The organism is Microbacterium sp. GCM10027623 (assembly GCF_042666935.1).
GTDB lineage: Bacteria > Actinomycetota > Actinomycetes > Actinomycetales > Microbacteriaceae > Microbacterium.
In genome coordinates this window covers 527,428-552,226 of record NZ_JBHTHE010000002.1, presented here as the reverse complement: position 1 = coordinate 552,226, position 24,799 = coordinate 527,428, and the positions used below count along the sequence as shown (strand labels likewise).

The window sequence follows — 24,799 nt, the reverse complement described above, 5'->3', positions numbered from 1 at the left end:
CCGATCGCTGATGTGGACTTCACGCCGCCTCCCCCGAAGCCGACGCATCCGTTCGACAACCGGTGCGTGGAATGGACCAGTCTCGACGAGTGCCTGCGCCTGACGCCCAAGGACGCCGAGCCGACCGAGGACGGCAGCACGCCCGCCACCCCCGCCTTCACCATCAGCGACCTCGCCAGCTTCGCCCCGGCACCCGCCGAGCTCGTCGGCGAACCCGACAACCTCGGAGTGGCCGGCCTGCCCACCAACTTCACCGCCGACGCCACCGTGCACACGCGCAACGGCACGCTGTTCGGCTATGCGATCGCCGCACGATTCACGCCGGCGTCGTTCACCTTCCACTACGGCGACGGCGAGACGCGCACGGCAGACACCGGCGGCGACACCTGGAAGAACCTCGACCTGCCGCAGTTCGCCCCGACCGACACCAGCCACACCTACGCCGAGCGCGGCACCTACACCGCCCGCGCCGACACGAGCTACACGGCCGAGATCGACCTCGGCGCCGGCTGGTTCCCCATCAGCGGCACCCTCACGATCCCCGGCCCCACCCAGGACATCCGCATCTACGAAGCCCGCACCGCCCTCGTCGCGCACACCTGCACCGAGAACCCGACGGGACCCGGCTGCTGACGCCCTGATCCCTCCCGGACCCGGGTACCGAGGCTCCAGCCAAAGGATTCCCGACCCCGTTGTAGACGTCATCCAACGTCCCGGCCGCACCCGACGATAGGGTGGAATCCGTGACGGACACCCCTGACCTCTCGACCACGGCCGCCAAGATCGCGGACCTTCGCGCTCGATTCGACGAAGCCGTCGTCCAGCCCGAGAAGATCGCCCAGCAGAAGCAGCACGCCAAAGGCAAGATGACCGCCCGCGAGCGCATCGAGATGCTCGTCGACACCGGCAGCTTCGTCGAATTCGACGAGTACGTCCGCCACCGCACGACGGCCTTCGGCATGGACCGCAACCGCCCCTACGGCGACTCCGTCGTCACCGGCATCGGCACCATCCACGGCCGCACGGTCGCCGTCTACTCGCAGGATTTCACCACCTTCGGCGGGTCGCTCGGCGAAGTCTCGGGCGACAAGATCATCAAGATCATGGAGTTCGCCCTCACCAGCGGCATGCCCGTCGTCGGCATCCTCGACTCCGGCGGCGCCCGCATCCAGGAGGGCGTGCTCGCGCTCAGCAAGTACGGCGAGATCTTCAAGATGAACACCCGCTCCTCGGGCGTCATCCCCCAGATCTCCATCATCATGGGTCCGGCCGCCGGCGGTGCCGTCTACGGCCCCGCCCTCACCGACTTCGTCATCATGGTCGACAAGACCAGCCAGATGTTCGTCACCGGCCCCGACGTGATCAAGACCGTCACCGGCGAGGACGTCGGCATGGAAGAGCTCGGCGGCGCCTACACGCACAACACCCGCTCCGGTGTCGCGCACTACCTCGCCTCCGACGAGGACGACGCGATCGACTACGCGCGCTCGCTGCTCAGCTTCCTCCCCGACAACAACATGGCTGAACTGCCCGACTACGCGTCGGACTTCGAGTGGGAGACGACGGACGCCGACCAGCGCCTGAACACGATCATCCCCGACTCCGCCAACCAGCCCTACGACATCCACACCGTCATCGAGCACGTGGTCGACGCCGGCGATTTCCTCGAGGTGCAGCCGCTGTTCGCTCCGAACATCGTGATCGGCTTCGGCCGCGTCGAGGGCCGCTCCGTCGGCATCATCGCCAATCAGCCCTCGCAGATGGCGGGCACCCTGAACATCGAGGCGGGCGAGAAGGCGAGCCGCTTCGTGCGGTTCTGCGACGCGTTCTCCATCCCGATCGTCACTCTCGTCGACGTGCCCGGCTATCTGCCGGGAACCGACCAGGAGTGGACCGGGGTCATCCGCCGCGGCGCGAAGCTCATCTACGCCTACGCCGAGGCGACCGTTCCGCTGGTCACCGTGATCCTGCGCAAGGCCTACGGCGGCGCCTACATCGTGATGGGCTCCAAGCAGCTCGGCGCCGACGTCAACCTCGCCTGGCCGACCGCGGAGATCGCCGTCATGGGGGGTCAGGGCGCCGTCAACATCCTCTACCGCGGTGAGATCAAGAAGGCTGAGGAGAACGGCGAAGACGTCGCCGCCGTGCGCACGCGTCTCGCCAACGAGTACACCTACAGCGTGACCTCGCCCTTCCTCGCCGCCGAGCGCGGTGAGATCGACGGCGTCATCGAACCGGCGAACACCCGTGTGGCCATCGCCAAGTCCCTGCGCGCGCTCAAGGGCAAGCGTGCCGACCTGCCGCCCAAGAAGCACGGGAACATCCCGCTGTGAGCGGGATGACATCATGAGCGATCAGGACGAGACGCCCCGCATCGAGATCGTGCGCGGCACGCCCACCGAAGAGGAGCTGGCAGCGCTTCTCGCGGTCGTCAGCGACGCCTACGTCCGCGAGAGCGACGAGGCGGTCGCCGACGAGAAGCGGATCTCCGTCTGGCAGCGCACGCAGCGGGGACTGCGCACGCCGCTGCGCCGCGACCTCCCCTGGGGTCGCTTCTCGGGCTGAGACGCCAGCCGATGAGGGATCAGCCGGAACCTGTGCGCTTTGTCCCCCGAAATACCTACAGACAGACCTCTGGCCAGTCGCCAGACTGATACCAACGCTTCGCGTTAGGCGGCTGCTCTGTCCCAGGGTAGACAGACGCAGTACCGCCCCCTTGCGGACAGTTTTCGGGTAACTGATCCGCGCTGGCGAGGGGCGGGCGGCTTCGCCGCCCCTCGCCCACTCTCACCAGGGTGACCAGGGCTCTGCGAGCCCACCTCGATGAACAGGCTATCGCGAGCCGGTCAGTCCGCGTCGCGGCGAATCGCGTGCCAGAGATCGACGGCGTCGTCATCATGCGAGCCGCCGGCCGCACGCCCCACCACCGTGACGGCGATGTCATCGTCGCGACCGGCTCGGATGATCACGCGGTTCGAACGCGCGCGGGCGAGAACCTCGGCGAGCTCGTCCCGGATCTCGTTGAGCCGCCGCTCGTCCGTGCCCTCCAGCCCGCCCTCGTCGAACACGGTCACCACGGTGCCGCGCACCCTGGCATCCGAGATCGCCTGGCGCACCGCGTCGTTCAGCAGGCTGGCGCCGCGCAGCTCATCGCGCATGGTGCCCTCCGCCAGACGCGCCTCGAGCCTCTCCTGCTCGGTCAGCTCGCCGTGCGAAGCCACCGTGCGCGTCAGCAGCGGTCCCGCGATCGCGAGCGCCCGCTGGGCGCGCACACGCCTCTCGCGCTGACGCACCAGCTGCGTCGCGTGCCAGGCCGACACGGCCCGCTGGATGTCCGCCAGGCGCTCCGTGTCGCGCACAGCACGATCCCAGAACAGCACCAGCAGCTGCGCCACGACCACCCACGTGATCGATCCGACCAGTCCGAGTGTGAACGCCTCGCCCAGCCCCAGCGAGATGGACGCCGCGACGATGAGCACCCCCAGCATCATCCACCCGATCAGCGTGTTGCGTCGCACGATGCAGACCACCGCGAGAAGGCCGGTCGCCCCGATGTACCAGGTCGCGAACGGGGCACCGCGCATGCCCGGATCCAGCGCGAGCGTCACCAGGGCCGGCACCGCAGCGCTCGTCAGCAGCGCGAGTATCGCGGCCGCCATCGGCATTCGCGCGCTTGCGGCCTGCGAAGAGAGCACCGCGGTGAGGATCGCAGCCAGGTACAGCACGATCGCGGCGACCATGAACAGCGGACCACGCGGCTGCTCGATCCACCAGATCGCCCGGGCGGCGAAGTACAGCGCGAAACCGAGCGCGAGCGCGGTGGTGATGCTGCGGACGGTGCGCCTCATGACGGCTCCCAGCTCAGCTCGACGGTCGTGCCGGTGGCATCCGACCTGATCTCGGACGTACCGGCGACCGCCGCCATCCGCGCCACGATCGACGCACGGATGCCGAGCCGGTCCTCACCGATGGCGTCCGGGTCGAACCCGGGCCCCGCATCGAGCACGAGGACGGTCAGCCGCTCCCCTCCGGGCGAGTCGACGATCACATGCAGTCCGCGGCCACCGGCATGCGCGAGGGCGTTTCCGACGGCCTGCCGAGCCGCCAGCACGATGGCCCTGGCCACGCGGCCGGGAACCATCCCCTCGACACCGCGCTCCTCGACCACCGCATCCGCGCCGTGCTCCGAGAGGGTGCGCCGCAGTTCCGCCACGATCTGCGCGCGCTGCACGGGTTCGTCGCTGCCCTCCTGCGCGATCGACGCCTCGGTGTTGGCGAGGCGAGTCAGAGCCTCCCGTGCCATCGCCACGGCCAGAGTGCGCTCCCGCTCGCTCTCGGCGCGCTCGGCGGCGATCAGCGCGGCCAGCACACTGTCGTGCATCAGCGCGGCCATCGCCACGCGCTCCTCCTCTGCTGCGGATGCCGCGGCCGCCGCCGCATACGACTCCACGGCGCGGGATCTGGCCTCGTCCACACCGGCCGCGACCTGCCGGAACATCCACCCCAGGGAAACGATCACCATCCCGAGGATCAGCGTGAACGACACGTCGAAGGCGGTTGTGATCCAGAAGCTCTGAGAGAAATCGCCCTGCTCGAGGCGCACATAGCCGTAGACCAGCGGAAGTCCCACGGCCCAGGCGAACTGCAGTCGAGGCGCGAAGGCGAGCATCGCCGCGATCACCCCGATATTCACCAGGAAGAAGATCCACGGCTGGCTGGCGGCCTCCGACAAGGAGCGCTCGACGACGGAGGGCCACAGCAGAAGAGCCAGCACGTAGGCGACGGCGAAGGCGCCGGCCGCCTGCTTCACCCAGTGGCCGGTCACGCACCCCAGGATCATCCACAGCAGGGGGCCGAACACCATGATCATCATGGCCAGGTGCGGGCCGTCCAGCTTCTCCAACCGCGTGATGGCGCTCAGCATCGCCTGGACGCCCAGCGCAGCCGACCCGATGGCGGCGACGACCGCGACGATGCGCTCCATGCGCTGGCCGGTGAACCGCTCCAGCCCCATTCCCACTTCCCCCGGAGACGGGATGTTGCTCCACGCCTCACGGATGCTGCGGGCCTCAGGCACTCGGCACTCCGTCCGCAGAGACGATGCCGTCCTCCATCGCGCGGCGCAGCAGGTCCACCTTGGTCGGGGCGGGGCGCCCGACGTCGACGTACTTCACCCGGATCCGGGTGATGTTCTCCTTCGCCGTGGAGTACGCCACGCCCAGACGCTCGGCCACGGACTTCAACGGCAGCCCGGCCGCGTACAGCCGCAGCACCTCCCGCTCGCGCGTGGACAGCTGGGCGTCGGCGAACTCCCGGTCACCGTCGACGGCGCTGGCCCACTCGACGTTGTTCAGGGCCTCGCCGCGCGCGACCGTGCGGATGGCGTCCAGCACGTCATCCAATGCCGAGGACTTGCTCACCACACCCGCGGCACCCGCGACGAGCGCCTCGCGCACCGCCGCGGGACGGTCGGCGACGCTGTGGATCACGACGCTGGCGCCGTCCGCCACGAGCGTCGCCACGTTCTCGGTGACGGTGGTCCCGTCGCCCAGCGTGAGATCGAGCACCACGACGTCCGCGGGTCGCGCCCGCGTCGCCGATCGCCAGGCCAGGTACTCCTTGACGGTCGCGCCCGAGAAGACGACGTTCTGCTCGCCGTCGCGCAGACAGGCGGCCTCGAGTCCCAGACGTACCGATTCGTGGTCGTCGATGAGGGCGACGGTGCTCATGCCGCCAGCCTACTGCTCGCCTGAGCGCGCTCAGCGCGTGAGCAGCGCCACCGCCTCGAAGTGGTGGGAGTGCGGGAACAGGTCGAAGGCGCGAAGCGACGCCGTGCTCCAGCCCAGCCCGCGGAACATGCCCAGATCGCGTGCCAACGCGACCGGGTCGCAGGCCACGTACACGACCGCTTCGGGGTTCAGCGCGTGGATCGACTCGACCACACCGCGCCCCGCGCCCGCACGCGGCGGGTCCAGGACCACGGCGCCCGCCCGGGTGGTGTCGGGAAGACCAGCCAGGAAGCGATCGACCCTGGCGGTCACCGCGTGCGCGCCGAACTCCCGAAGGTTCGCGGCGGCGTGCTCGGTGGCCCGGCGATCGGACTCGACGGTGACGATGTCCGTCGCGCCGTGCTCGCCCAGGGTGGCGGCGAACAGCCCGACACCGCCGTACAGGTCGAAATGCGTGGCATCGGTGTCGATGAGCCCCGCGAGCATCTCTCCCACCGCGTCCTGCAGCGTCTCCGCCGCGTTCGGGTGCACCTGCCAGAACCCGTTGACGTCGACCGCGAAACGGCGACCGCCGACGACCTCGAACACCGTCTCCTGCTTGCCGCGTCGCGCCCCCTCGGGTCGCGGAAGCACCCGGACGCGACCGTCCGCCGGCTCGACGAGATCCACGCGACCGGGCTTCTGGGGACGCAGTGCGAAAGCCGCCTCGGCGACCGCCGGACGCGCCAGTGGCAGCGTTGCGACATCGATCACCCGATGGCTGCGCGCGGCGAAAGGTCCGACCCGCCCGTCGGCGTCCACGTGCAGCGAGATGCGCGTGCGCCAGCCGGTGCCGTCACCGCCGGTCTCGCCCGAGCCCGTCGAGGGGCCCACTGCCTGCACCTCGGGCGCCTCGATGCCGGGACCGGCGAACTTGTCCAGAGCCTCCTGCAGCACCCGGCGCTTGAGCACGCGCTGCTCGCCCAGCTCGATGTGCCCGAGATCTGCTCCGCCGACCCGGTCCTCCGGCGCGCGCGAGACGTCGGCCTCGGCCCACACGTGCGGGCGGCGATGCGGCGAAGCCTCCAGCACCTCGAGGGTCTCGGCCCGCCAGAAGCGCTTGGCGTCGGCATCCGAGCCCGGGTCGGCGATGCGCACCCGCACCCGCTCGCCCGGGATCGCGTCCGGCACGAAGACGACCCGACCCTCATGGCGGGCGATGAAAGTGCCGCCGTGCGCGATGCCGGTGATGTCGAGGTCCAGCGTGAGCTGCGAAGAGGTCATCCTGCCAGGATCCCACACCGGATAGCGTGGAATCATGCGCGTCTGCCTGGCATCCACCTCCCCCGCCCGCCTCATGCTGCTGCGACAGGCCGGCATCGAGCCGCTGATCCTCGCCCCGCAGGTCGACGAGGACGCCGTGGGCACCGCGGCAGAGGCCGGTCGGGGTGCGCCGCTGGCGCCCGAGGAGCTCGTCCTGCTGCTCGCGAGGGCCAAGGCCGCCGACGTCGTCGAGCGGCTGAAGGAACAGCATCCGGACTTCGACGGCATCGTCATCGGCGGCGACTCGATGTTCGCCCTGGACGGCCGCGTGTACGGCAAGCCGTACACCGCCGAGGTCGCTCGGGAGCGCTGGGAGCGGATGCGGGGCGCCACCGGAGTGCTCCACTCCGGGCACAGCGTGTTCCGGGTGCGGCCGGACGCCTCTCCCGTCGAGGCATCGGCCGTGGCGGAGGCGAGCGTCGCGTTCGCCGCCGACGTGTCGGATGCCGAGATCGACGCGTACATCGCCAGCGGCGAGCCGCTCCTCGTCGCCGGATCCTTCACCGTCGACAGTCTGGGCGGGGCGTTCATCACCCGCGTCGAGGGCGACCCTTCCACGGTCGTCGGCATGTCACTGTCCACACTGCGGTCGCTGGCCGGCGAGCTCGGTGTGGTCTGGACCGAGCTGTGGACCGCGCGCTGACACCGATTCATACGGTGGCGACCACACTTCTGAGGATTTCTTGTCGAGAGTCGTCAAAAGGATCGGCTCGGCACTCGCTAGGCTGAAACCCATGCCTGCCATCGCCAAGGTCCTTGTCGCAAACCGCGGAGAGATCGCCGTACGCATCATCCGAGCCGCTCAGGACTCCGGAATCTCCTCCGTCGCCGTGTACGCCGACCAGGATCGCGATGCCATGCACGCGCGCCTCGCCGACGAGGCGTACGCCCTCGAGGGAACCACGAGCGCCGACACCTACCTCCAGATCGGCAAGATCCTTTCGATCGCGCGGCGTTCCGGCGCCGATGCCGTGCACCCCGGATACGGATTCCTCGCCGAGAACGCCGGGTTCGCCCGCGCCGTGATCGCTGCGGGGATGACGTGGGTCGGGCCGTCGCCCGAGGCCATCGAGGCTCTCGGAGACAAGGTGACCGCGCGTCATGTCGCGGAGAAGGTCGGCGCTCCCCTCGCCCCCGGAACGCCGGGCCCTGTCGAGACCGCCGACGAGGTCGTCGCCTTCGCGAAGCAGGTCGGCCTGCCGATCGCGATCAAGGCCGCGTACGGCGGCGGCGGTCGCGGCCTCAAGGTCGCCCGCGAACTCGAGGAAGTCGCCGAGATGTTCGAGTCCGCCACACGCGAGGCCGTCGCGGCCTTCGGCCGCGGTGAGTGCTTCGTCGAGAAGTACCTCGACAAGCCGCGCCACGTCGAGACCCAGTGCCTGGCGGATTCCGCCGGCAACGTCGTCGTCATCTCCACCCGCGACTGCTCGCTGCAGCGCCGCCACCAGAAGCTCGTGGAAGAGGCCCCGGCTCCGTTCCTCACCGACGAGCAGAATGACCAGCTCTACCGGGCGTCCAAGGCCATCCTCAAGGAGGTCGGCTATGTCGGCGCCGGCACGTGCGAGTTCCTCATCGGCGCGGACGGCACGGTCTCCTTCCTCGAGGTGAACACCCGCCTGCAGGTCGAGCACCCCGTGTCCGAAGAGGTGACCGGCATCGACCTGGTGCGCGAGCAGTTCCGCATCGCGGCCGGCGGCACCCTCGACTACGACGATCCGAAGCCGGTCGGGCACTCCTTCGAGTTCCGCATCAACGGCGAGGACCCCGGCCGCGGGTTCCTGCCCCAGCCGGGCCCGATCAAGATCTTCAAGACCTTCGGCGGCCCCGGCGTGCGCCTGGACTCGGGCGTGACGGCGGGAGACACCGTCTCGGGCGCCTTCGACTCACTGCTCGCCAAGATCATCGTCACCGGCCGCGACCGCGCCCAGGCGCTGGAGCGGGCCCGCCGCGCCCTCGACGAGTTCGAGGTCGCCGGCATGCCGACCGTGCTGCCGTTCCACCGCAAGGTCGTGCGTGAGCCGGCGTTCACCGCCGAGGACGGACGGTTCGGCGTGTACACGCGCTGGATCGAGACGGAGTTCGTCAACGACATCCCCGCGTGGGACGGCGAGCTGGAGGACCCCGCCGTCGCGCCCGGCCGCCACACCGTCGTCGTCGAGGTGGGCGGACGCCGCCTCGAGGTCAGCCTGCCCGATCGGGTGACCGCCCCCGTCGCGGGAACGGCGGGTCGTCCTGCCGCCGTGCCGCCGTCGCGACGCACGCACGCCGGCGGCGCGAACTCCGGCGCCGCAGGTGATGCGGTGAAGTCGCCGATGCAGGCCACGATCGTCAAGGTGGCCGTCGAGGAGGGCCAGCAGGTCGTCAAGGGCGACCTGGTCGTCGTGCTCGAGGCGATGAAGATGGAGCAGCCGCTGCAAGCGCACAAGGACGGCGTGATCGGCAACATCAGCGCCGCCGCCGGGACGACGGTCTCGGCCGGGCACCAGCTGCTCACGATCAGCTGATCCCCACCTCCGACTGACCAGCCACGAGAAAGGCTCGGGCACCCCACCGGGTTCCCGAGCCTTCTCGGTGAGGGCTATGCGGCTCGGCCGTGGCCAGGGATCGGCCGCGACTCCTGACTAGCCGAAGTTCACGACGTGCATGGCCCGCGTCGCATCGGTGATGCTGGTGGACAGCGACGGGTAGGCGGCGAACACGCGCGAGACCTGATCGACGTTCAGCCGGCGCTCGACGGCGATGGCCAGCGGATAGATCAGCTCGGACGCCTTCGGCGCCACGATCACGCCGCCGATCACCGTACCCGACCCCTTTCGGGCGATGACCTTGACGAAGCCGTCCTTGATGCCCATCATCTTGGCGCGCGGGTTGGCGGCCAGCGGCAGCTTGTAGGCGATGCCGTCCGCCAGGCCGTTCTCGATGTCCTGCTCCGAGAAGCCGACGGTCGCGATCTCGGGAGCGGTGAAGATGTTCGCCGTGATCTTGCGCAGCTCGAGCGGGATGACGATGTCGCCGAGGGCGTGGAAGACGGCGGTGCGCCCCTGCATGGAGGCGACCGACGCCAGCGGGAAGAAGTTCGTGCAGTCGCCGACCGCGTACACGTTCGGCACCGAGGTGCGCGCCACGCGGTTGACCCGCACGTGACCGGACTCGGTCAGCTCGATGCCGGCGTCCTCCAGGCCGATGCCGGCCGTGTTCGGCACCGAGCCCACCGCCATCAGGCAGTGGCTGCCCTCGACCGTGCGGCCGTCCGACAGGGTGACGGTGACGCCGTCGGCGGTGCGCTCGACCTTCGCCGCGCGGGACTTGGACAGCACCTGCATGCCGCCGCGCTTGAACACCTTCTCGAGCACCTTCGCCGCATCGCGATCCTCACCGGGCAGCACCTGATCGCGGCTGGAGACCAGCGTGACCTGCGCGCCGAGGTTCATATAGGCCGAGGCGAACTCCGCGCCGGTGACGCCCGAGCCCACCACGATCAGATGCTCGGGCAGTGCCTTCATGTCGTACAGCTGCGTCCAGGTCAGGATCCGCTCTCCGTCGGGCTTGGCCGAGTCCAGTTCCCGGGGCGACGCGCCCACGGAGACCACCACCGTGTCGGCCTCGACGCGGTCGAAGTCCGTACCGCCGGGGCCGGTGGCCACCACGATCGCGTTGGGGCCCTCGAGCCGGCCGTGGCCGGACAGGATGCGGACCCCCGCCTCCAGAAGAGTCGCCCTCATGTCCTCGGACTGCTGACCCGCCAGTGCGAGCAGACGCTTGTTGACGGCCGCCAGGTTGATGGCGACCTGGGGCTTGAGCGGCTTTCCGTCCTCGCCCTTCACGTAGAACTGCACCCCGAGGTCGGTCGCCTCGGAGATGGCGACGGCGGCGTCCGCCGTGGCGATGAGGCTCTTGGACGGCACGACGTCGGTCAGCACTCCCGAGCCGCCCACGCCGAGACGCTCGACCAGGGTCACCTCCGCGCCGAGCTGCGCGGCTGCGAGCGCTGCCTCATAGCCGCCGGGGCCGCCACCGAGGACGGCCACACTCTGCCTGTTAGCGAAGGAAGTCTGGGACATGACCTCCATTCTTCCGTACTGGCAGAGCGCCCGGCACCTTCCTAGAGTGGACACATGCACGACACTCTCACGCACCCCCTCGACGACCCCGACTCGAACCCCTTCGAGGTCGCCGCCCAGGCCGCCGCCGACATCGCGCGCCTCACTGGGGTAGACCACCACGACATAGCCCTCACCCTGGGCTCGGGCTGGGGAAGAGCCGCGGAACTCATCGGCGAGACCGTCGCCACGATCCCCGCCACCGAGGTGACCGGGTTCTCCCGCCCGGCCTTGGAAGGGCATGTCGGAACCCTGCGCAGCATCCGCGCCTCCGATGGGCGAGCCGTGCTCGTGATCGGCGCCCGTACGCACTACTACGAGGGCCATGGGGTGCGCCGGGTGGTGCACAGCGTGCGCACCGCGGCCGCCACGGGCGCGCGGACCATGGTGCTCACCAACGGTGCCGGTGGCATCCGCGAGACCTGGAAGCCGGGCCAGCCGGTGCTCATCAGCGACCACATCAACCTGACGGCGGACTCCCCCCTGGAGGGCGCCACGTTCATCGATCTGACCGACCTGTACTCGCAGCGGCTGCGCGATCTCGCGCGCACGGTCGACCCGAGCCTCGACGAAGGCGTCTACACGCAGTTCCGCGGGCCGCACTACGAGACCCCTGCCGAGGTGCAGATGGCCGCGCGCATCGGCGGCGACATCGTGGGCATGTCCACGGCGCTCGAGGCCATCGCCGCCCGCGAGGCAGGCATGGAGGTCCTCGGCTTCTCGCTCATCACGAACCTGGCCGCGGGCATCCAGAAGACGCCGCTCAGCCACGATGAGGTCATCGAAGCAGGCCGTGAGGCCGAGCCGGTCATCTCCGCGCTGCTCGCCCGCGTCATCGAGGCACTGTGATGAGCGCCCCCTCCCCCGAGCGCCTCGACCAGGCCCGCGCGTGGCTGCGTCAGGACCCCGATCCCGAGACGCGCGACGAGCTCGCTGCGATCATCACCCGAGCGGCGAACGGCGACCCTGCCGCGCTCGCCGATCTGGATGACCGCTTCACGACGCGGCTGGCCTTCGGCACCGCGGGGCTGCGCGGTGCGATCGGCGCCGGCAGCAACCGCATGAATCGGGTGCTGGTCGCGCAGGCCGCCGCCGGCTTCGCCGGCTACCTCCTTGCGCGCACCACGCGCCCCACGGTCGTGATCGGATACGACGGACGCCGCAACTCGCGCCGGTTCGCGCTCGATTCCGCGGAGCTGTTCGCCGGTGCCGGCCTGCGCGCCATCCTGCTGCCGCGTCTGCTGCCGACGCCGGTGCTGGCCTTCGCCGTGCGCCACTTCGGCGCCGACGCGGGTGTGATGGTGACCGCCAGCCACAACCCGCCGGACGACAACGGCTACAAGGTGTACCTCGGCGGCGACGAGGGCGGCTCGCAGATCGTCGCACCCGCCGACGCCGAGATCGCCGCGCACATCCAGCTGGTGGCGGATGCCGGCGACGTCCGCCTGCTCCCCCGCTCCGCCGCCTACGAGCTCGCGGGGGAAGAGGTGGTGGACGCCTATGTCGCCGCCACGGCCGCCGTCGCACCCGCGCCATTCGGCGTGCAGGAGATGCGCTGGGTCTACACGGCGATGCACGGTGTCGGCTGGGAGACGTTCTCCCGGGTCGTGAAGGCCGCCGGCTACCCGGCGCCGCGCGTCGTCGACGAGCAGCGCGACCCGGACCCGACGTTCCGCACGGTGTCGTTCCCGAACCCGGAGGAGCCGGGCGCGATGGATCTCGCGTTCGCCAGGGCGCGCACCGCGGATGCCGAGTTCGTCATCGCCAACGACCCCGATGCCGACCGGCTCGCGGTGGCGATCCCTGATGCGAGCGCCGAGGGCGGCTGGCGTCGCCTGACCGGCAATGAGGTCGGCCTCCTGCTGGGCTGGCGCGCCGCGCGAACCGCGCGGGACGCCGCCGCGCCGGGCGCCTCGCTGGCCTGCTCGCTGGTGTCCTCGCCGGGGCTCGGCGCTCTCGCCGCCGCATACGGTCTCGACTTCCACGAGACCCTCACCGGTTTCAAGTGGATCTCCCGCGCACCGGGCATGGTCTACGGATTCGAGGAGGCACTCGGCTATCTCGTCAACCCGGGCACCGTCCGCGACAAGGACGGGATCTCGGCAGCCGTCGCGATGCTGGGGCTGGCCGCGGAGGCCCGCGTGCGCGACACCACGATCGCCGGGCTGCTCGAGGAGCTGGGCGCCGAGATCGGCCATTTCGCCAGCAGGCAGGTGTCGCTGCGTGTGGAGGACGTGTCGATCATCTCGAACATGATGACCTCGCTGCGCGGTCAGCACCCGTCCTCGTTCGGCGCACGCCGCGTGGCGGACGTCGACGATCTCTCACGCGGCGAGTCGGGGATGCCGGTGGGCGACGTGCTGCGCTACCGCCTCGCCGATGGGTCGCGCGTCGTCGTGCGCCCCAGCGGAACCGAGCCCAAGCTCAAGGTCTACATCGATGCACGCGCGGACTCGGCCGCCGACGCCGCGGCAGCGGTCGCCGAGCTGGAACGGGCCGTTCGGGAGCTGCTCGCGGAGCGGACATGAGCATGCTGCGCAGGCGCGTCGTGGTCGGCGTCGACGACGGCGCGCATGCGCGTCCGGTCGCGGAGCTGGCGCGCCTCGTGCAGGCGCACGGCTCACCGGTCGTGCTGTCCACGGACACCGGCGCGACCGCCGACCTCTCCAGCGTGCTCGCGGTGATGGATCTCGCGATCGCCGCCGGCGACGAGGTGACCCTCGAGGTCGCCGACTCGCCGGCGGCGCCCGCCCTGCTGGACGCACTGGAGGCCGTGCTCAGCCCGTCCTGATCCGCGGGCGGCACCGAGCCTCAGCCGTCGATGACCGCCACGAGCTCGTCCAGGAACTCATCGAAGCCGCTCGAGCGACGCACGATGCGCTGCACGCTGTCCCGCTCGCTGAACACCTCCACGAGCTGCTCGAAGACCGTCTGGAACGCGTCGCGATCGCCCTCGCTGAAGGCGGCGAGCGCGATCACCTGCACCCGCCCTGCACCCCAGGCCACCGAGCCGTCGGCGATGCCGATCGCGATCGCGGTGCGCTGTGCGGTCATCTGGAGGGCGTGCGGCACGGCCAGGGCGTCCGTGAACGCGGTCGAGGACATCCGCTCTCGGGCGATCGTGTTCTCGATGTAGTCCTCGCCGATGAGACCGGCCGCTGCCAGCCGGCCGCCCAGGAGGCGGATGATCTCCTCCTCCCCCGCATCCGGCACCGGCACGACGAAGGCATCCGCTGAGAAGTAGCGCTGCAGCTCCTCGCGCAGCCTGCTCAGCCGCCGTGAGCGGCGGATGCGCGCGGCGGCCTGCTGCACCCGCTCGATGTCGGCCTCGGCCAGGAACGGGTTGATGCGCACGATCCGTTCGTCGGCGCCGGCCACCGGGATCGTGCTGAGCACGAGGTCCGTGTCCAGCGACGCCCAGTCGGGATCCACGCTGGTGTCGACCCGGACGACCTCGATGAGTCGCCCCAGTGACCGGTCCACGCTGGAGCGCAGCAGCTCCTGGAGCTCCTGATAGCCCGGGCACACGATGGTCGCGCTGAGGATGGCATCCGCCGCCCTGCTGCGCTCCAGCCGGCCGCCGACGTGCATCGCGATGTACGCGATCTCGTCCTCCTGCAGCGGCACTCCCAGTCGGTCGTGCAGGCCGCTGGCCACGGAGACCGCCACGTCGAAGATCATCGGATACGACGCCTTGAGGGACTGGGTGAGCGGATTGCGGGTCCAGGCCTGCTCCTGCGATCGACGAAGCAGGTTCTGCACATGCAGCGTCAGCCGCTCGATGAAGGCGTCGTCGACCAGGTCCACCTGGTAGTCGCGCGCGGCCTGCTCGATCTCGGCGCGGACGGCCTGCTCCACCACGGGATCCGTGCTGCGTCCCGCGCGCCGCTGCGCACGCTCCCCCGGAGTCACGACCCGCGTCAGCACCAGGTCGGCCAGATGCTCGCGGTCGCCGTCGCCGAGCGCCACACCGAAATGGAGTTGCGCGAGCCGGGTGATCGCCTCGCCGACGGCGGTGGTCGCGTCGTCGGCGACCCCGGCGCGCTGCTCGAGGGCCCGCCCGACCGCGACGCGCTCCGCGGCGATGGTGATGTGCAGCAGCACGTCGCTGATCGCCAGCTCGTTGACGAAGTACCCGAGCGAGCCGAGCTCGCGCACCAGATCGGCCTTGAACGGCCCGACCGCCCGTGCCGGCACCGCCTCGGGCGCGAGCGCCCGCTGCAGGGCGTCGGCGCGCAGCGGGCCCGCATCCATCTCGTCCTGTGCGAGACGGCTCAGCAGCCGGCGCAGAGACTGCTCGTCCCCTCGCAGCCGCAGCCGGTCGCGGTCGCGTTCCAGCCGCACGTCTCCGCCGTCGAGCAGGGCCCGCACCCGAGCGAGGTCGTTCTCGAGCGTGGTCTCGCTCACGTGCAGCGCGAGCGCCGTGTCGTACACGTCGATGCCGTCGGCCTCGTCGATGAGGGCGCGGGTCAAACGGTGCAGACGTGCCCGGGGAGTGCCCAGCGACTCCGGCGTCACGGCCGCGTCCGCGGCGTGCGCGCCTGCGCGGTACCCGGCCGGACCGGACTCGACGGCGTCGCCGCCCGCGGTGCGCGCGTTGAGCGCGGCGACGTAGGAGCGGATGCTGCGCGGCGTCACTCCGAGCTGATCGGCCAGGCTCGATGCGGTCGCCCACGAGTCCTGCCGCAGAAGCACGGCGAGCAGCTGATCCTGACGCTGACGCGACATCCGCCCGCCTTCCTCATCGACGACCCTGCGCTCCATGATGCCAGCCGACGGCCGTGCCGGGCGGAACACCGCCGTTCCGCAGGGGCGGAAGGAACGTTGCTGGAAGAACGCTGAGAGCGCGGACACACTGAGGGTGGAAAGGAAGATCGATGCGGATTCTCGTGGTCTGCGGCGCCGGAGCCTCGAGCACCTTCGTCGCCCAGCGGCTCGCCAGGGCCGCCAGGGACGCGGGCCTCGCGTGGTCGACGGAGTCGGGCACCGAGCACACCGCCCTCGCCGCGGCGGGCGTGGATCTGGTGCTCGTCGGGCCGCACCTCGCCGATCGGGCCGACACCATCCGCGCCGCCCTCGACGGGCGCGCGCACGTCGTCACCCTCCCCGCAGACGCATTCACCGATTTCGACGGCAGCCGCACGCTGCGTATCGTCCGCGACGCGATGTCCGCGCCGCACGACCGGAAGGAAACACCATGACCGCCACCTCCCGCACCGTCCGCGTCGGATCCTCACACGGCCTGCACGCCCGTCCCGCCAAGCTCTTCGCGCAGAAGGCGAAGGAGGCCGGCATCCCGGTGACCATCGCCAAGGACTCCGGCAAGGCCGTCAACGCCGCCAGCATCCTCGCCGTCGTCGCTCTGGGCATCGACTTCGGCGATCACGTCGTCCTCACCGCCGACGGCGACGATGCCGAGGCCGTGCTGGACGCGCTCGCCGAGGTGCTCACGACCGATCACGATGAGGCGGCATGAGCACCCTGCGCGGGGTCGGGATCGGTCAGGGCGTCGCGTCCGGACCGGTGGTGCGGATGTCGGAGGCGCTGCCCGCCCCGGCCCAGGAGACCAGCACAGCGGGAGCGGATGCCGAGCGCACCCGCGTGCGCGAGGCCGTCTCAGCGGTCGCCGCCGACCTGCAGCAGCGGGCGGACTCCGCCGGCGGCGCGGCCGCCGAGGTGCTCGAGGCCCAGGCGATGATCGCCGAGGACCCGACGCTGATGGACGAGATCGACACCCGCATCGCTGACGGCAGCACCGCGGAATGGGCGGTGCACGACGCCTTCGCCGGCTTCCGCGCCACGCTGGAGGCCGTCGGCGGCTATCTCGGCGAGCGCGCCGCCGACCTGGAGGACATCGCCCAGCGCGTGCTCGCACACCTGAAGGGCGTCGCTGCTCCCGGCGTGCCCGATCCCGGTCATCCCTTCGTGCTCGTCGCCCGCGACCTCGCCCCCGCCGACACGGCGCTGCTGAAGCTCGACCAGGTGCTCGCGCTGATCACCTCGGACGGCGGACCGACATCGCACACGGCCATCCTCGCCCGCGAGAAGGGCATCGTCGCCGTCGTGGGCGCCGCCGAGGCCGCCTCGCTCACCGACGGGCAGACGGTGATCGTCGATGCCGCATCCGGCACCGTCAACGATGCGCCCTCCGATGCCGAGCTCACCGCGGTCGCCGAGCGCATCGCCGCCCGCGCCGCCGAGGAATCCGGCCCGGTCTCCCCCGGCGCCCTCGCCGACGGCACGCCGATCAGTCTGCTGGCGAACCTCGGCAAGCCGGCCGACGCCGCCGACGCCGTGGCACGCGGCGCGGAGGGCGTGGGCCTGTTCCGCACGGAGTTCCTGTTCCTGTCGGCCTCGCAGGCGCCGACGATCGAGCAGCAGCGCGCGACCTACATCGAGCTGCTGCAGCAGTTCGAGGGCAAGAAGGTCGTCGTGCGGATGCTGGACGCCGGCGCCGACAAGCCGCTCGCCTTCCTCAACGACGCCCACGAGGACAACCCCGCCCTGGGGCTCCGTGGGCTGCGCGCGCTGCGCGCCAGCGAGGACATCCTCCGCGAGCAGCTCACCGCGCTCGCGGAGGCGGACGCCGCCACCTCGGCGGACCTCTGGGTCATGGCGCCGATGGTCACCACCGTGGAGGAGACCGCCTACTTCACCGCGCTGGCACGCGAGTACGGGCTGAAGACCGCCGGAGTGATGGTCGAGGTTCCGGCGAGCGCACTGCTGGCAGACAGAGTGCTCGCGCACGCGGATTTTGCCTCGATCGGCACCAACGACCTCACCCAGTACACGATGGCCGCCGATCGCCTGCTCGGCTCGGTCGCCTCGTTCCAGGATCCGTGGCACCCGGCGGTGCTGCGCCTCGTGCGGGAGGTCGGCGACGCCGGCGCCCGCACCGGCAAGCCCGTCGGCATCTGCGGCGAGGCCGCGGCCGATCCGCTGCTGGCCGTGGTGCTGGTCGGCCTCGGCGCGACGAGCCTCTCGATGGCGCCCGCCGCCCTCTCCGACGTGCGCCGTTCCATCGCGCAGCACAGTCTCGACGACGCCAGACGCATCGCCGCCGCCGCACTGGAGGCGGACGACGCCGACAGTGCCCGCGCCGCAGCGCAGACGGCGTCCCAGAACTGACTGCCCCCGACCCGACAACCCACCCGAAACAAGAAAGAGATGACATCATGACGACGACGTCACCCGCGACGACGCAGGGCGGAGCCCGCGTCCGAGTGCAGAGATTCGGCACCTTCCTGTCCGGCATGATCATGCCGAACATCGCCGCCTTCATCGCCTGGGGCATCATCACCGCCCTCTTCATCGACAAGGGCTGGGTCGGCAACGACGGCCCGATCGAGTCCTGGCGCTGGGCCGACTCCGCCATCCTCGGCGGCGGCACCATCGGCGATGTCGACTACACCGGCCTGGTCGGTCCCATCATCAACTACCTGCTGCCGCTCCTGATCGCGTTCACCGGTGGTCGCATGGTGCATGGGCACCGCGGTGGCGTGGTCGGCGCGGTCGCCGCCTTCGGCGTGATCATCGGGGCAGAGGGAACGGTCATGTTCCTCGGCGCCATGATCGCCGGCCCCCTCACGGCGCTCATCCTGAAGTGGGTGGAGAAGCCGTGGCAGGGCAAGATCAAGCCCGGATTCGAGATGCTGGTCGACAACTTCTCGGCGGGCTTCGTGGCGTTCTTCGCCTCGCTCGCGGCCTTCTTCTGGCTCGCCCCTGTGATGGAGTGGATCACCGAGATCCTCGGCAACGCCGTGGGCTGGCTGGTGGAGACCAGTCTGCTGCCGCTGGCAAGCATCATCGTCGAGCCGGCGAAGGTGCTGTTCCTCAACAACGCCATCAACCACGGCGTGTTCACCCCGCTCGGCACGGATGAGTCCTCGCAGACCGGCAAGAGCCTGCTGTTCCTCATCGAGGCGAACCCCGGCCCCGGCCTCGGATTGCTGATGGCGATCACCGTCTTCGGCGTGGGCGCGGCGCGAGCCACGGCACCGGGTGCCGCAGTGATCCAGTTCCTCGGCGGAATCCACGAGGTGTACTTCCCCTACGTCCTCGCCAAGCCCATCCTGATCGTGGGGCTCATCGCCGGTGGCGCCACGGGCGTGCTGACGAATGTGATCTTCCGGTCCGGTCTCGTCGCACCGGCAGCTCCGGGCTCGATCTTCGCGGTGCTGTTCCAGACCGCACCGGGAAGCCACCTCGGTGTCATCCTGTCGGTCATCCTGGCCGCGGTCGTGACGTTCGTGGTCTGCATGCCGTTCCTGCTCGCCAGCCGCAAGCGCGATCTGGCCGCCGACGCCACCGGTGACGCCGCCTTCGCCGCCGCGATCGCACAGACCGAGAGCAACAAGGGCAAGTCCTCCAGCACGCTCTCGAACCTGGCCTCCTCCGCGACGACCCCCACGGCCGTGGCCACGCGCCACATCCAGAACATCGTGTTCGCCTGCGACGCCGGCATGGGCTCATCGGCGATGGGCGCGAGCGTGCTCCGCAACAAGATCAAGAAGGCGGGCATCGAGGGTGTCACGGTCACCAACGCGGCGATCGCGAACCTCGACGGCACCGCCGACCTGGTCATCACCCAGCAGCAGCTGACCGACCGCGCGAAGTCCATGTCGCCCGACTCCGTGCACGTGTCGGTCGACAATTTCATGAACTCGCCGAAGTACGACGAGGTCGTGGAGATGGTCCGAAATCAGGAGGAGGAGAAATGAGCGTTCTCACACTCGATCGCGTCCGCATCCACCCCGCAGGCGCCAGCCGTGATGAGGCTCTGAAGGAGGCCGCCGACGTCCTCGTCGCGGCCGGAGCCGTCACGACCGACTACCTGCAGGCCATGCACGACCGGGAGCAAGCGGTGTCCACATACATGGGCAACGGCCTGGCCATCCCGCACGGCACCAACGACGCCAAGGACGCCGTGCTCGGCTCGGCCCTCAGCGTGGTGCGCTACGACGGCGGCGTGGACTGGGACGGTGAGCGGGCGACGTTCGTGATCGGCATCGCCGGGAAGGACGGCGAGCACCTGGAGATCCTCTCTCAGATCGCCATCCTCTTCTCCGACGACGATGACGTGGCCAGGCTGAACGCCGCCGCCACCCGTGAAGAGCTGTTCGACCTTCTCTCCGCGGTCAATGAAGGGGTGAACGAGTAATGAGAGCCGTCCACTTCGGCGCCGGAAACATCGGTCGCGGCTTCGTCGGACTCCTGCTGCATCAAGGCGGCTACGAACTGGTGTTCTCCGACGTCGCGGCCGGGCTCGTCGACGCGATCAACGCGGCGGACAGCTACACGGTGCACGAAGTGGGCGACGGCGGCTCCGACACGGTGGTCAACGGCTTCCGAGCGATCAACAGCGCCGAGGACCCCGAGGGCCTCATCGCCGAGATCGCGGATGCCGATGTGGTGACCACCGCCGTCGGGCCCACGGTGCTGCGCTTCGTCGCCGCGCCCATCGTCGACGCGCTCCGCCGCCGGGATGAGGGGTCCGCGCCATTGCAGATCATGGCGTGCGAGAACGCGATCGGCGCCACCGACCTGCTCAGGCAGGAGATCATCGCACGCGCCGGCGAGGAGTGGGGAGTCCTCGCCGGCCGGGCGGTGTTCGCCAACACCGCCGTGGACAGGATCGTCCCCGGCCAGCCGGAAAACGGTGGCATCGACGTCACCGTGGAGCCGTTCTTCGAGTGGGCGATCGAGCGCGGACCGTTCGGCGACAACCCGCCGAGCATTCCCGGTGCGCACTTCGTGGACGACCTCGCACCGTACATCGAGCGCAAGCTCTTCACGGTCAACACCGGGCACGCCACCACCGCGTACCTCGGTGCTCAGGCGGGCATCGAGCGCATCTCCGACGCCCTCGCCGACGAGACGATCGCCGCGCGCGTGGCGGCAGCGCTCGAGGAGACCTCCGCGCTGCTGTCGGCCAAGCACGGACTCGACCCGCAGGAGCTCGCCGAGTACCGTGCGACCATCCTGCGCCGCTTCGCGAACCCGGCCCTGCCCGACACCGTCTGGCGGGTGGGCCGCCAGCCGCTGCGCAAGCTCTCCCGCCACGAGCGCTTCATCGGGCCGGCCGCCGAGGCCTCCGAGCGCGGTCTGAGCGTGGAGGGGCTGCTCGTCGCGGTGTCCGCGGCGCTGGCCTTCGACGACCCCGAGGACGACCAGTCGGTCGAGCTGCAGCGGCGCCTGCGCACCGACGATCCGACGACGCTGGCCGCCGATGTGACGGGGCTCGGGGCGCAGCATCCGCTGTTCCCCGCGGTGCGTGACGCGTTCGCGGCGCGAGCCGCGGACGTCGCCGGTTCGCTCTAGCACCGGGTCCGGCTCGGGCGCCGGGTTCCGCCGCGCCAGCCGGTGCGACTGCGTCCCTCGACGCCTGAGCCGGAGTTCCAGATCTGCGCAGAAACTCACTACGATCGGAAGCACCCGAACCCTGATCGAGCACGACGTCGTGCACGGGAGAGCAATGAGCAGAATCGCCCTCATCGGCGCAGGCCCGTCGGGCCTCGCCGCAGCACGAGCACTGCAGCAGCGAGGCATCCACGTGGACGGCTTCGAGGCGTCCTCCGGCGTCGGAGGCCTCTGGGACATCGGCAACCCCCGCAGCACGATGTACGAATCCGCGCACCTGATCTCCTCGCGCACCACCACAGAGTTCACCGAGTTCCCGATGGACTCGACCGCCGACTATCCGGGCCACCGGGTGCTCAAGTCCTACTTCGACGACTACGCCGACGCCTTCGCCCTGCGCGAGCTGTTCCGCTTCGACACGCGGATCACCCGTGTCGACCCGTCCCCCGAGGGCGGCTGGTCCGTGCAGAGCGACGGCCTCCAGCCGCAGCGGTACGACGGCGTCATCCTCGCCAACGGCACTCTGGCCGAGCCGAACTCTCCCGCCTTCCCCGGCGAGTTCGCCGGCGAGATCATGCACACCTCCCGCTACAAGAGCGCCGAACAGCTGCGCGGCCGTCGGGTGCTCATCATCGGCGCGGGCAACTCCGGCTGCGACATCGCGGTCGACGCCGTCCACCACGCCGCCGCCGTGGACATGAGCGTGCGCCGCGGCTACTACTTCGTCCCGCGCTACCTGTTCGGAAGGCCCAGCGACACTCTGAACCAGGGCCGCCCGCTGCCCGCGCGCCTCAAGCAGTTCGTCGACACGCGGGTGCTCAGGGCGTTCACCGGCGACCCCGTGCGCTTCGGCTTCCCCCGACCGGACTACCGCATCTACGAGTCGCATCCGATCGTGAACACGCTCATCCTGAACCACCTCGGCCAGGGCGATCTGCGCATCCGGGCGGACATCGACCGCTTCGACGGAAGCACCGTGCACTTCCGCGACGGGTCCTCCGGCGATTACGACCTGATCCTCCTGGCGACGGGCTACCGGCTCGACTACCCGTTCGTCGACCGTGAGCATCTGCATTGGCAGGGCGCGTCGCCGAAGCTGTTCCTGAACGTCTTCCCTCCCTCGTTCAACGGCCTGTACATGATGGGGATGGTCGAGGCGTCCGGCCTCGGCTGGCAGGGCAGGTACGAGCAGGCCCGGATGCTGGCCGCGTACCTCGCCGCCGACTCGGCCTCCGCGTCCGCCTTCCGCTCCCGCGTCACCGGGCAGCCGTGGCCGGACACCACCGGCGGCTACCGCTACCTGGGTCTGGATCGGATGTCGTACTACGTGAACAAGGACGCGTACCGCTCGGCGGTGCGGGCCGCGACGCGCAGCCTGGAGGCATGATGGACTTCGACGACCTGGTGCTCAACTTCACGCCGGGCACGCTGCTGATCCTGAACGTGGTGCTGGGGCTGATCATGCTCGGGATCGCCCTGGACACCAAGCCGGCGGACTTCACGGTGGTGCTCAAGCACCCCAAGCCGTTCGTCATCGCGATCCTCGCCCAGCTGGTGGTCCTGCCGGCCGTGACGTTCGGCCTGACCCTGGTCCTGCCCGTATCGGCCTCGATGGCGCTCGGGATGATCGTCGTCGCCTGCTGCCCGCCGGGGAACATCTCGCAGGTCCTCACCCACCGCTCCGGCGGCAACGTGGCGCTGTCGGTGTCGATGACCGCGGTGGGCAACCTGCTCTACATCGTCGCGATGCCGATCAGCATCGCGTTCTGGGGCTCACTGCATCCCACCGGCCGGCAGCTGCTGCACGCCGTCGCCCTGAACCCGTGGCAGATGCTCCTGGAGATCGTCCTGATCATCGGCGTGCCGTTCGCCGCCGGCCTGCTGCTGCGGACCTGGATGCCCTCCTTCGCACGGCGGGTGCAGCCGTTCGTGCGCTGGTTCAGCCTGATCGCCCTGGTCGGGTTCATCGTCGGCGCGCTGGCAGGGAACTGGGCGGTGTTCGTCAGCGTCATCGGTACCGTGCTCGTCGTCGTGGCCGTGCACGATGCCGTGGCGCTCAGCATCGGCTACACCACGGCCGTCATCGGGCGACTGGGCACCCGCGAGCGCAAGGCGATGACCTTCGAGGTCGGAATCCGCAACGCCGGGCTGGGGCTCGGCCTGATCTTCGCCTTCTTCGGCGGGCTCGGCGGCATGGCCGTCGTCGCCGGCTGGTGGGGCATCTGGGACATCATCGCCGGCCTCACCGTCGCGACCCTCTGGGCGAGGCACACGCGACGACGCACCGGCTCCCTCCAGGGCGACGCGTCCCCGCACGCGGCGGCGGACAGCACGACGGATGCTCCGGTGGAGGGCCCGCGGTGAGCCGCGTGCTCGTCACCGGCGGCGCCGGATTCCTCGGATCCCACGTGACCGGGCTCCTCGCCGAGCATCCCGCGATCGACGTCGTCGTCAGCGGCGACCTGCGGGATTCCACCGTCCCCGGGGTCATCTCGGAGCGTGTCGACGTCACGGATGCCGCCGCTCTCGGCCCCGTGCTGCGACGGCACCGGATCGACACCGTCGTGCACCTCGCCGCCATCGTGAACCCGGGCCGCGACGCGGAGCTGGAGTACCGGGTGGATGTGGAGGGCACCGCGCACGTGCTCGACGCGTGCATCACGGCCGGGGTGGGCCGCATCGTCGTGTCCAGCTCCGGCGCCGCCTACGGCTACCACGCCGACAACGCCGAGTGGATCGACGAACAGGATCCGCTCCGCGGCAACGACGTCTTCCCGTACTCGAAGCACAAGCGTCTGGTCGAGGAGATGCTCGCGGCGGCGCGCGCGGAGCACCCGCAGCTGGAGCAGGTGATCTTCCGGATCGGCACCATCCTCGGCCCGACTGTGCGCAACCAGATCACCGCGCTGTGGGACGGTCCACGGGTGCTGCGCGTCGCCGGATCGGATTCGCCGTTCGTGTTCGTGTGGGTCGACGACGTCGCCGGCGCCATGGTGCGCGCGGCGGTCGACGGCCCGGCCGGGATCTACAACGTCGCCGGAGACGGGCGCCTGACGGTCCCCGAGATCGCAGAGCGGCTCGGCAAGCGGATGCTGACCGTCCCGGCGCGGGCGCTCGCGACCGCACTGCGGGTGGGACGGTTCCTGCACCTGACCGAGCACGGTCCCGAGAAGGTGATCTTCCTCCGCTACCGGCCCGTGCTGGCCAATCGTCGCCTCAAGGAGGAGTTCGGCTACATGCCGAAGCTCACCTCGCAGGAAGCCTTCGAGGAGTACCTGCGCACGCACCCCGGCGTCGCACGGCGGTGAT

23 protein-coding genes are annotated in these 24,799 nt (G+C 70.3%); 17 read left to right on the top strand and 6 right to left on the bottom strand.

Going from position 1 to position 24,799, the window contains the following annotated elements; translation table 11 throughout:
* Nucleotides 1–66: 66 nt before the first annotated feature.
* The 3 genes from ACFQY2_RS09960 to ACFQY2_RS09950 all read left to right on the top strand — a co-directional run bounded on the left by ACFQY2_RS09960 (nucleotide 67) and on the right by ACFQY2_RS09950 (nucleotide 2,565).
* Nucleotides 67–633, top strand: a complete 567-nt coding sequence (locus ACFQY2_RS09960) for a hypothetical protein (RefSeq protein ID WP_378745620.1) — start codon at nucleotides 67–69, stop codon at nucleotides 631–633.
* Between the two features lie 101 nt (nucleotides 634–734).
* Nucleotides 735–2,333: an acyl-CoA carboxylase subunit beta gene (locus ACFQY2_RS09955; RefSeq protein WP_378745619.1), complete on the top strand. Its 1,599-nt coding sequence runs from the start codon at nucleotides 735–737 to the stop codon at nucleotides 2,331–2,333.
* A 13-nt stretch (nucleotides 2,334–2,346) separates the two neighbouring features.
* Nucleotides 2,347–2,565, top strand: coding sequence for an acyl-CoA carboxylase subunit epsilon (locus tag ACFQY2_RS09950; protein WP_378745618.1), 219 nt, complete (start codon nucleotides 2,347–2,349; stop codon nucleotides 2,563–2,565).
* Nucleotides 2,566–2,846: 281 nt separating this feature from the next.
* On the opposite strand, the gene ACFQY2_RS09945 is transcribed toward ACFQY2_RS09950, so the two are convergent.
* The 4 genes from ACFQY2_RS09945 to ACFQY2_RS09930 are packed head-to-tail and all read right to left on the bottom strand — an operon-like array spanning nucleotide 2,847 to nucleotide 6,992.
* Nucleotides 2,847–3,848 (bottom strand): hypothetical protein, encoded by a 1,002-nt coding sequence (locus ACFQY2_RS09945; RefSeq protein ID WP_378745617.1) that lies wholly within the window; start codon nucleotides 3,846–3,848, stop codon nucleotides 2,847–2,849.
* Nucleotides 3,845–5,077 (bottom strand): sensor histidine kinase, encoded by a 1,233-nt coding sequence (locus ACFQY2_RS09940; protein ID WP_378745616.1) that lies wholly within the window; start codon nucleotides 5,075–5,077, stop codon nucleotides 3,845–3,847. The genes ACFQY2_RS09945 and ACFQY2_RS09940 overlap by 4 nt, the downstream gene beginning before the upstream one ends.
* Nucleotides 5,070–5,729, bottom strand: coding sequence for a response regulator (locus ACFQY2_RS09935; protein ID WP_378745615.1), 660 nt, complete (start codon nucleotides 5,727–5,729; stop codon nucleotides 5,070–5,072). The genes ACFQY2_RS09940 and ACFQY2_RS09935 overlap by 8 nt, the downstream gene beginning before the upstream one ends.
* Nucleotides 5,730–5,759: 30 nt before the next feature.
* Nucleotides 5,760–6,992 (bottom strand): class I SAM-dependent RNA methyltransferase, encoded by a 1,233-nt coding sequence (locus tag ACFQY2_RS09930; protein ID WP_378745614.1) that lies wholly within the window; start codon nucleotides 6,990–6,992, stop codon nucleotides 5,760–5,762.
* A 34-nt stretch (nucleotides 6,993–7,026) separates the two neighbouring features.
* Between ACFQY2_RS09930 and ACFQY2_RS09925 the strand changes: the two genes are divergently transcribed.
* Nucleotides 7,027–7,674 carry a Maf family protein gene (locus ACFQY2_RS09925; protein ID WP_378745613.1) on the top strand — a complete coding sequence of 216 codons (648 nt, stop codon included), beginning with the start codon at nucleotides 7,027–7,029 and terminating at the stop codon, nucleotides 7,672–7,674.
* A 91-nt stretch (nucleotides 7,675–7,765) separates the two neighbouring features.
* On the top strand, nucleotides 7,766–9,535 hold the full coding sequence (locus tag ACFQY2_RS09920; RefSeq protein WP_378745612.1) for an acetyl/propionyl/methylcrotonyl-CoA carboxylase subunit alpha: 1,770 nt from the start codon (nucleotides 7,766–7,768) through the stop codon (nucleotides 9,533–9,535).
* Between the two features lie 117 nt (nucleotides 9,536–9,652).
* Here the strand turns inward: ACFQY2_RS09920 and ACFQY2_RS09915 are convergent, their stop codons facing one another.
* Nucleotides 9,653–11,101, bottom strand: coding sequence for an NAD(P)H-quinone dehydrogenase (locus ACFQY2_RS09915; RefSeq protein ID WP_378745611.1), 1,449 nt, complete (start codon nucleotides 11,099–11,101; stop codon nucleotides 9,653–9,655).
* Nucleotides 11,102–11,146: 45 nt separating this feature from the next.
* On the opposite strand from ACFQY2_RS09915, the gene ACFQY2_RS09910 reads away from it, so the two are divergent.
* Genes ACFQY2_RS09910 through ACFQY2_RS09900 form a run of 3 tightly spaced genes read left to right on the top strand, consistent with a single transcriptional unit; the run spans nucleotide 11,147 to nucleotide 13,922 of the window.
* Entirely contained in the window at nucleotides 11,147–11,980 is an 834-nt protein-coding gene (locus ACFQY2_RS09910; protein WP_378745610.1) for a purine-nucleoside phosphorylase, read from the top strand.
* Nucleotides 11,980–13,659, top strand: coding sequence for a phospho-sugar mutase (locus ACFQY2_RS09905; protein WP_378745609.1), 1,680 nt, complete (start codon nucleotides 11,980–11,982; stop codon nucleotides 13,657–13,659). The genes ACFQY2_RS09910 and ACFQY2_RS09905 overlap by 1 nt, the downstream gene beginning before the upstream one ends.
* Nucleotides 13,656–13,922 carry an HPr family phosphocarrier protein gene (locus ACFQY2_RS09900; protein WP_378745608.1) on the top strand — a complete coding sequence of 89 codons (267 nt, stop codon included), beginning with the start codon at nucleotides 13,656–13,658 and terminating at the stop codon, nucleotides 13,920–13,922. Before ACFQY2_RS09905 ends, ACFQY2_RS09900 begins: the two co-directional genes overlap by 4 nt.
* A gap of 20 nt (nucleotides 13,923–13,942) precedes the next feature.
* Here ACFQY2_RS09900 and ACFQY2_RS09895 read toward each other — a convergent pair whose 3' ends face one another.
* Nucleotides 13,943–15,859 (bottom strand): BglG family transcription antiterminator, encoded by a 1,917-nt coding sequence (locus tag ACFQY2_RS09895; RefSeq protein WP_378746154.1) that lies wholly within the window; start codon nucleotides 15,857–15,859, stop codon nucleotides 13,943–13,945.
* 149 nt (nucleotides 15,860–16,008) lie between these two features.
* On the opposite strand from ACFQY2_RS09895, the gene ACFQY2_RS09890 reads away from it, so the two are divergent.
* The 9 genes from ACFQY2_RS09890 (at nucleotide 16,009) to ACFQY2_RS09850 (ending at nucleotide 24,798) form a co-directional block, all read left to right on the top strand.
* A complete protein-coding gene (locus ACFQY2_RS09890; protein WP_378745607.1) occupies nucleotides 16,009–16,332 on the top strand; it encodes a PTS sugar transporter subunit IIB in 324 nt (107 codons plus the stop codon).
* Complete coding sequence (locus ACFQY2_RS09885) at nucleotides 16,329–16,607, top strand: HPr family phosphocarrier protein (RefSeq protein WP_378745606.1); 279 nt, start codon at nucleotides 16,329–16,331, stop codon at nucleotides 16,605–16,607. Before ACFQY2_RS09890 ends, ACFQY2_RS09885 begins: the two co-directional genes overlap by 4 nt.
* Nucleotides 16,604–18,259 (top strand): phosphoenolpyruvate--protein phosphotransferase, encoded by a 1,656-nt coding sequence (gene ptsP, locus ACFQY2_RS09880; RefSeq protein ID WP_378745605.1) that lies wholly within the window; start codon nucleotides 16,604–16,606, stop codon nucleotides 18,257–18,259. Before ACFQY2_RS09885 ends, ptsP begins: the two co-directional genes overlap by 4 nt.
* A gap of 47 nt (nucleotides 18,260–18,306) precedes the next feature.
* Nucleotides 18,307–19,851 (top strand): PTS mannitol transporter subunit IICB, encoded by a 1,545-nt coding sequence (locus tag ACFQY2_RS09875; RefSeq protein ID WP_378745604.1) that lies wholly within the window; start codon nucleotides 18,307–18,309, stop codon nucleotides 19,849–19,851.
* Nucleotides 19,848–20,291, top strand: a complete 444-nt coding sequence (locus ACFQY2_RS09870) for a PTS sugar transporter subunit IIA (protein WP_378745603.1) — start codon at nucleotides 19,848–19,850, stop codon at nucleotides 20,289–20,291. The genes ACFQY2_RS09875 and ACFQY2_RS09870 overlap by 4 nt, the downstream gene beginning before the upstream one ends.
* Nucleotides 20,291–21,451 (top strand): mannitol-1-phosphate 5-dehydrogenase, encoded by a 1,161-nt coding sequence (locus ACFQY2_RS09865; RefSeq protein ID WP_378745602.1) that lies wholly within the window; start codon nucleotides 20,291–20,293, stop codon nucleotides 21,449–21,451. The genes ACFQY2_RS09870 and ACFQY2_RS09865 overlap by 1 nt, the downstream gene beginning before the upstream one ends.
* A 154-nt stretch (nucleotides 21,452–21,605) precedes the next feature.
* Nucleotides 21,606–22,877 carry a flavin-containing monooxygenase gene (locus ACFQY2_RS09860; protein ID WP_378745601.1) on the top strand — a complete coding sequence of 424 codons (1,272 nt, stop codon included), beginning with the start codon at nucleotides 21,606–21,608 and terminating at the stop codon, nucleotides 22,875–22,877.
* The gene (locus ACFQY2_RS09855; RefSeq protein ID WP_378745600.1) at nucleotides 22,874–23,854 is read left to right on the top strand and encodes a bile acid:sodium symporter family protein; all 981 of its coding nucleotides are present in this window, start codon (nucleotides 22,874–22,876) and stop codon (nucleotides 23,852–23,854) included. Before ACFQY2_RS09860 ends, ACFQY2_RS09855 begins: the two co-directional genes overlap by 4 nt.
* A complete protein-coding gene (locus ACFQY2_RS09850; RefSeq protein WP_378745599.1) occupies nucleotides 23,851–24,798 on the top strand; it encodes an SDR family oxidoreductase in 948 nt (315 codons plus the stop codon). Before ACFQY2_RS09855 ends, ACFQY2_RS09850 begins: the two co-directional genes overlap by 4 nt.
* The last annotated feature ends 1 nt before the right edge of the window (nucleotide 24,799 follow it).

Coding starts and splice junctions, on each gene's coding strand:
- ACFQY2_RS09950 (WP_378745618.1), top strand. CDS start 2,347: ATGAGCGATCAGGACGAGACGCCCCGCATCGAGATCGTGCGCGGCACG.
- ACFQY2_RS09945 (WP_378745617.1), bottom strand. CDS start 3,848: ATGAGGCGCACCGTCCGCAGCATCACCACCGCGCTCGCGCTCGGTTTC.
- ACFQY2_RS09935 (WP_378745615.1), bottom strand. CDS start 5,729: ATGAGCACCGTCGCCCTCATCGACGACCACGAATCGGTACGTCTGGGA.
- ACFQY2_RS09930 (WP_378745614.1), bottom strand. CDS start 6,992: ATGACCTCTTCGCAGCTCACGCTGGACCTCGACATCACCGGCATCGCG.
- ACFQY2_RS09925 (WP_378745613.1), top strand. CDS start 7,027: ATGCGCGTCTGCCTGGCATCCACCTCCCCCGCCCGCCTCATGCTGCTG.
- ACFQY2_RS09920 (WP_378745612.1), top strand. CDS start 7,766: ATGCCTGCCATCGCCAAGGTCCTTGTCGCAAACCGCGGAGAGATCGCC.
- ACFQY2_RS09915 (WP_378745611.1), bottom strand. CDS start 11,101: ATGGAGGTCATGTCCCAGACTTCCTTCGCTAACAGGCAGAGTGTGGCC.
- ACFQY2_RS09910 (WP_378745610.1), top strand. CDS start 11,147: ATGCACGACACTCTCACGCACCCCCTCGACGACCCCGACTCGAACCCC.
- ACFQY2_RS09905 (WP_378745609.1), top strand. CDS start 11,980: ATGAGCGCCCCCTCCCCCGAGCGCCTCGACCAGGCCCGCGCGTGGCTG.
- ACFQY2_RS09900 (WP_378745608.1), top strand. CDS start 13,656: ATGAGCATGCTGCGCAGGCGCGTCGTGGTCGGCGTCGACGACGGCGCG.
- ACFQY2_RS09895 (WP_378746154.1), bottom strand. CDS start 15,859: ATGTCGCGTCAGCGTCAGGATCAGCTGCTCGCCGTGCTTCTGCGGCAG.
- ACFQY2_RS09890 (WP_378745607.1), top strand. CDS start 16,009: ATGCGGATTCTCGTGGTCTGCGGCGCCGGAGCCTCGAGCACCTTCGTC.
- ACFQY2_RS09885 (WP_378745606.1), top strand. CDS start 16,329: ATGACCGCCACCTCCCGCACCGTCCGCGTCGGATCCTCACACGGCCTG.
- ptsP (WP_378745605.1), top strand. CDS start 16,604: ATGAGCACCCTGCGCGGGGTCGGGATCGGTCAGGGCGTCGCGTCCGGA.
- ACFQY2_RS09875 (WP_378745604.1), top strand. CDS start 18,307: ATGACGACGACGTCACCCGCGACGACGCAGGGCGGAGCCCGCGTCCGA.
- ACFQY2_RS09870 (WP_378745603.1), top strand. CDS start 19,848: ATGAGCGTTCTCACACTCGATCGCGTCCGCATCCACCCCGCAGGCGCC.
- ACFQY2_RS09865 (WP_378745602.1), top strand. CDS start 20,291: ATGAGAGCCGTCCACTTCGGCGCCGGAAACATCGGTCGCGGCTTCGTC.
- ACFQY2_RS09860 (WP_378745601.1), top strand. CDS start 21,606: ATGAGCAGAATCGCCCTCATCGGCGCAGGCCCGTCGGGCCTCGCCGCA.
- ACFQY2_RS09855 (WP_378745600.1), top strand. CDS start 22,874: ATGATGGACTTCGACGACCTGGTGCTCAACTTCACGCCGGGCACGCTG.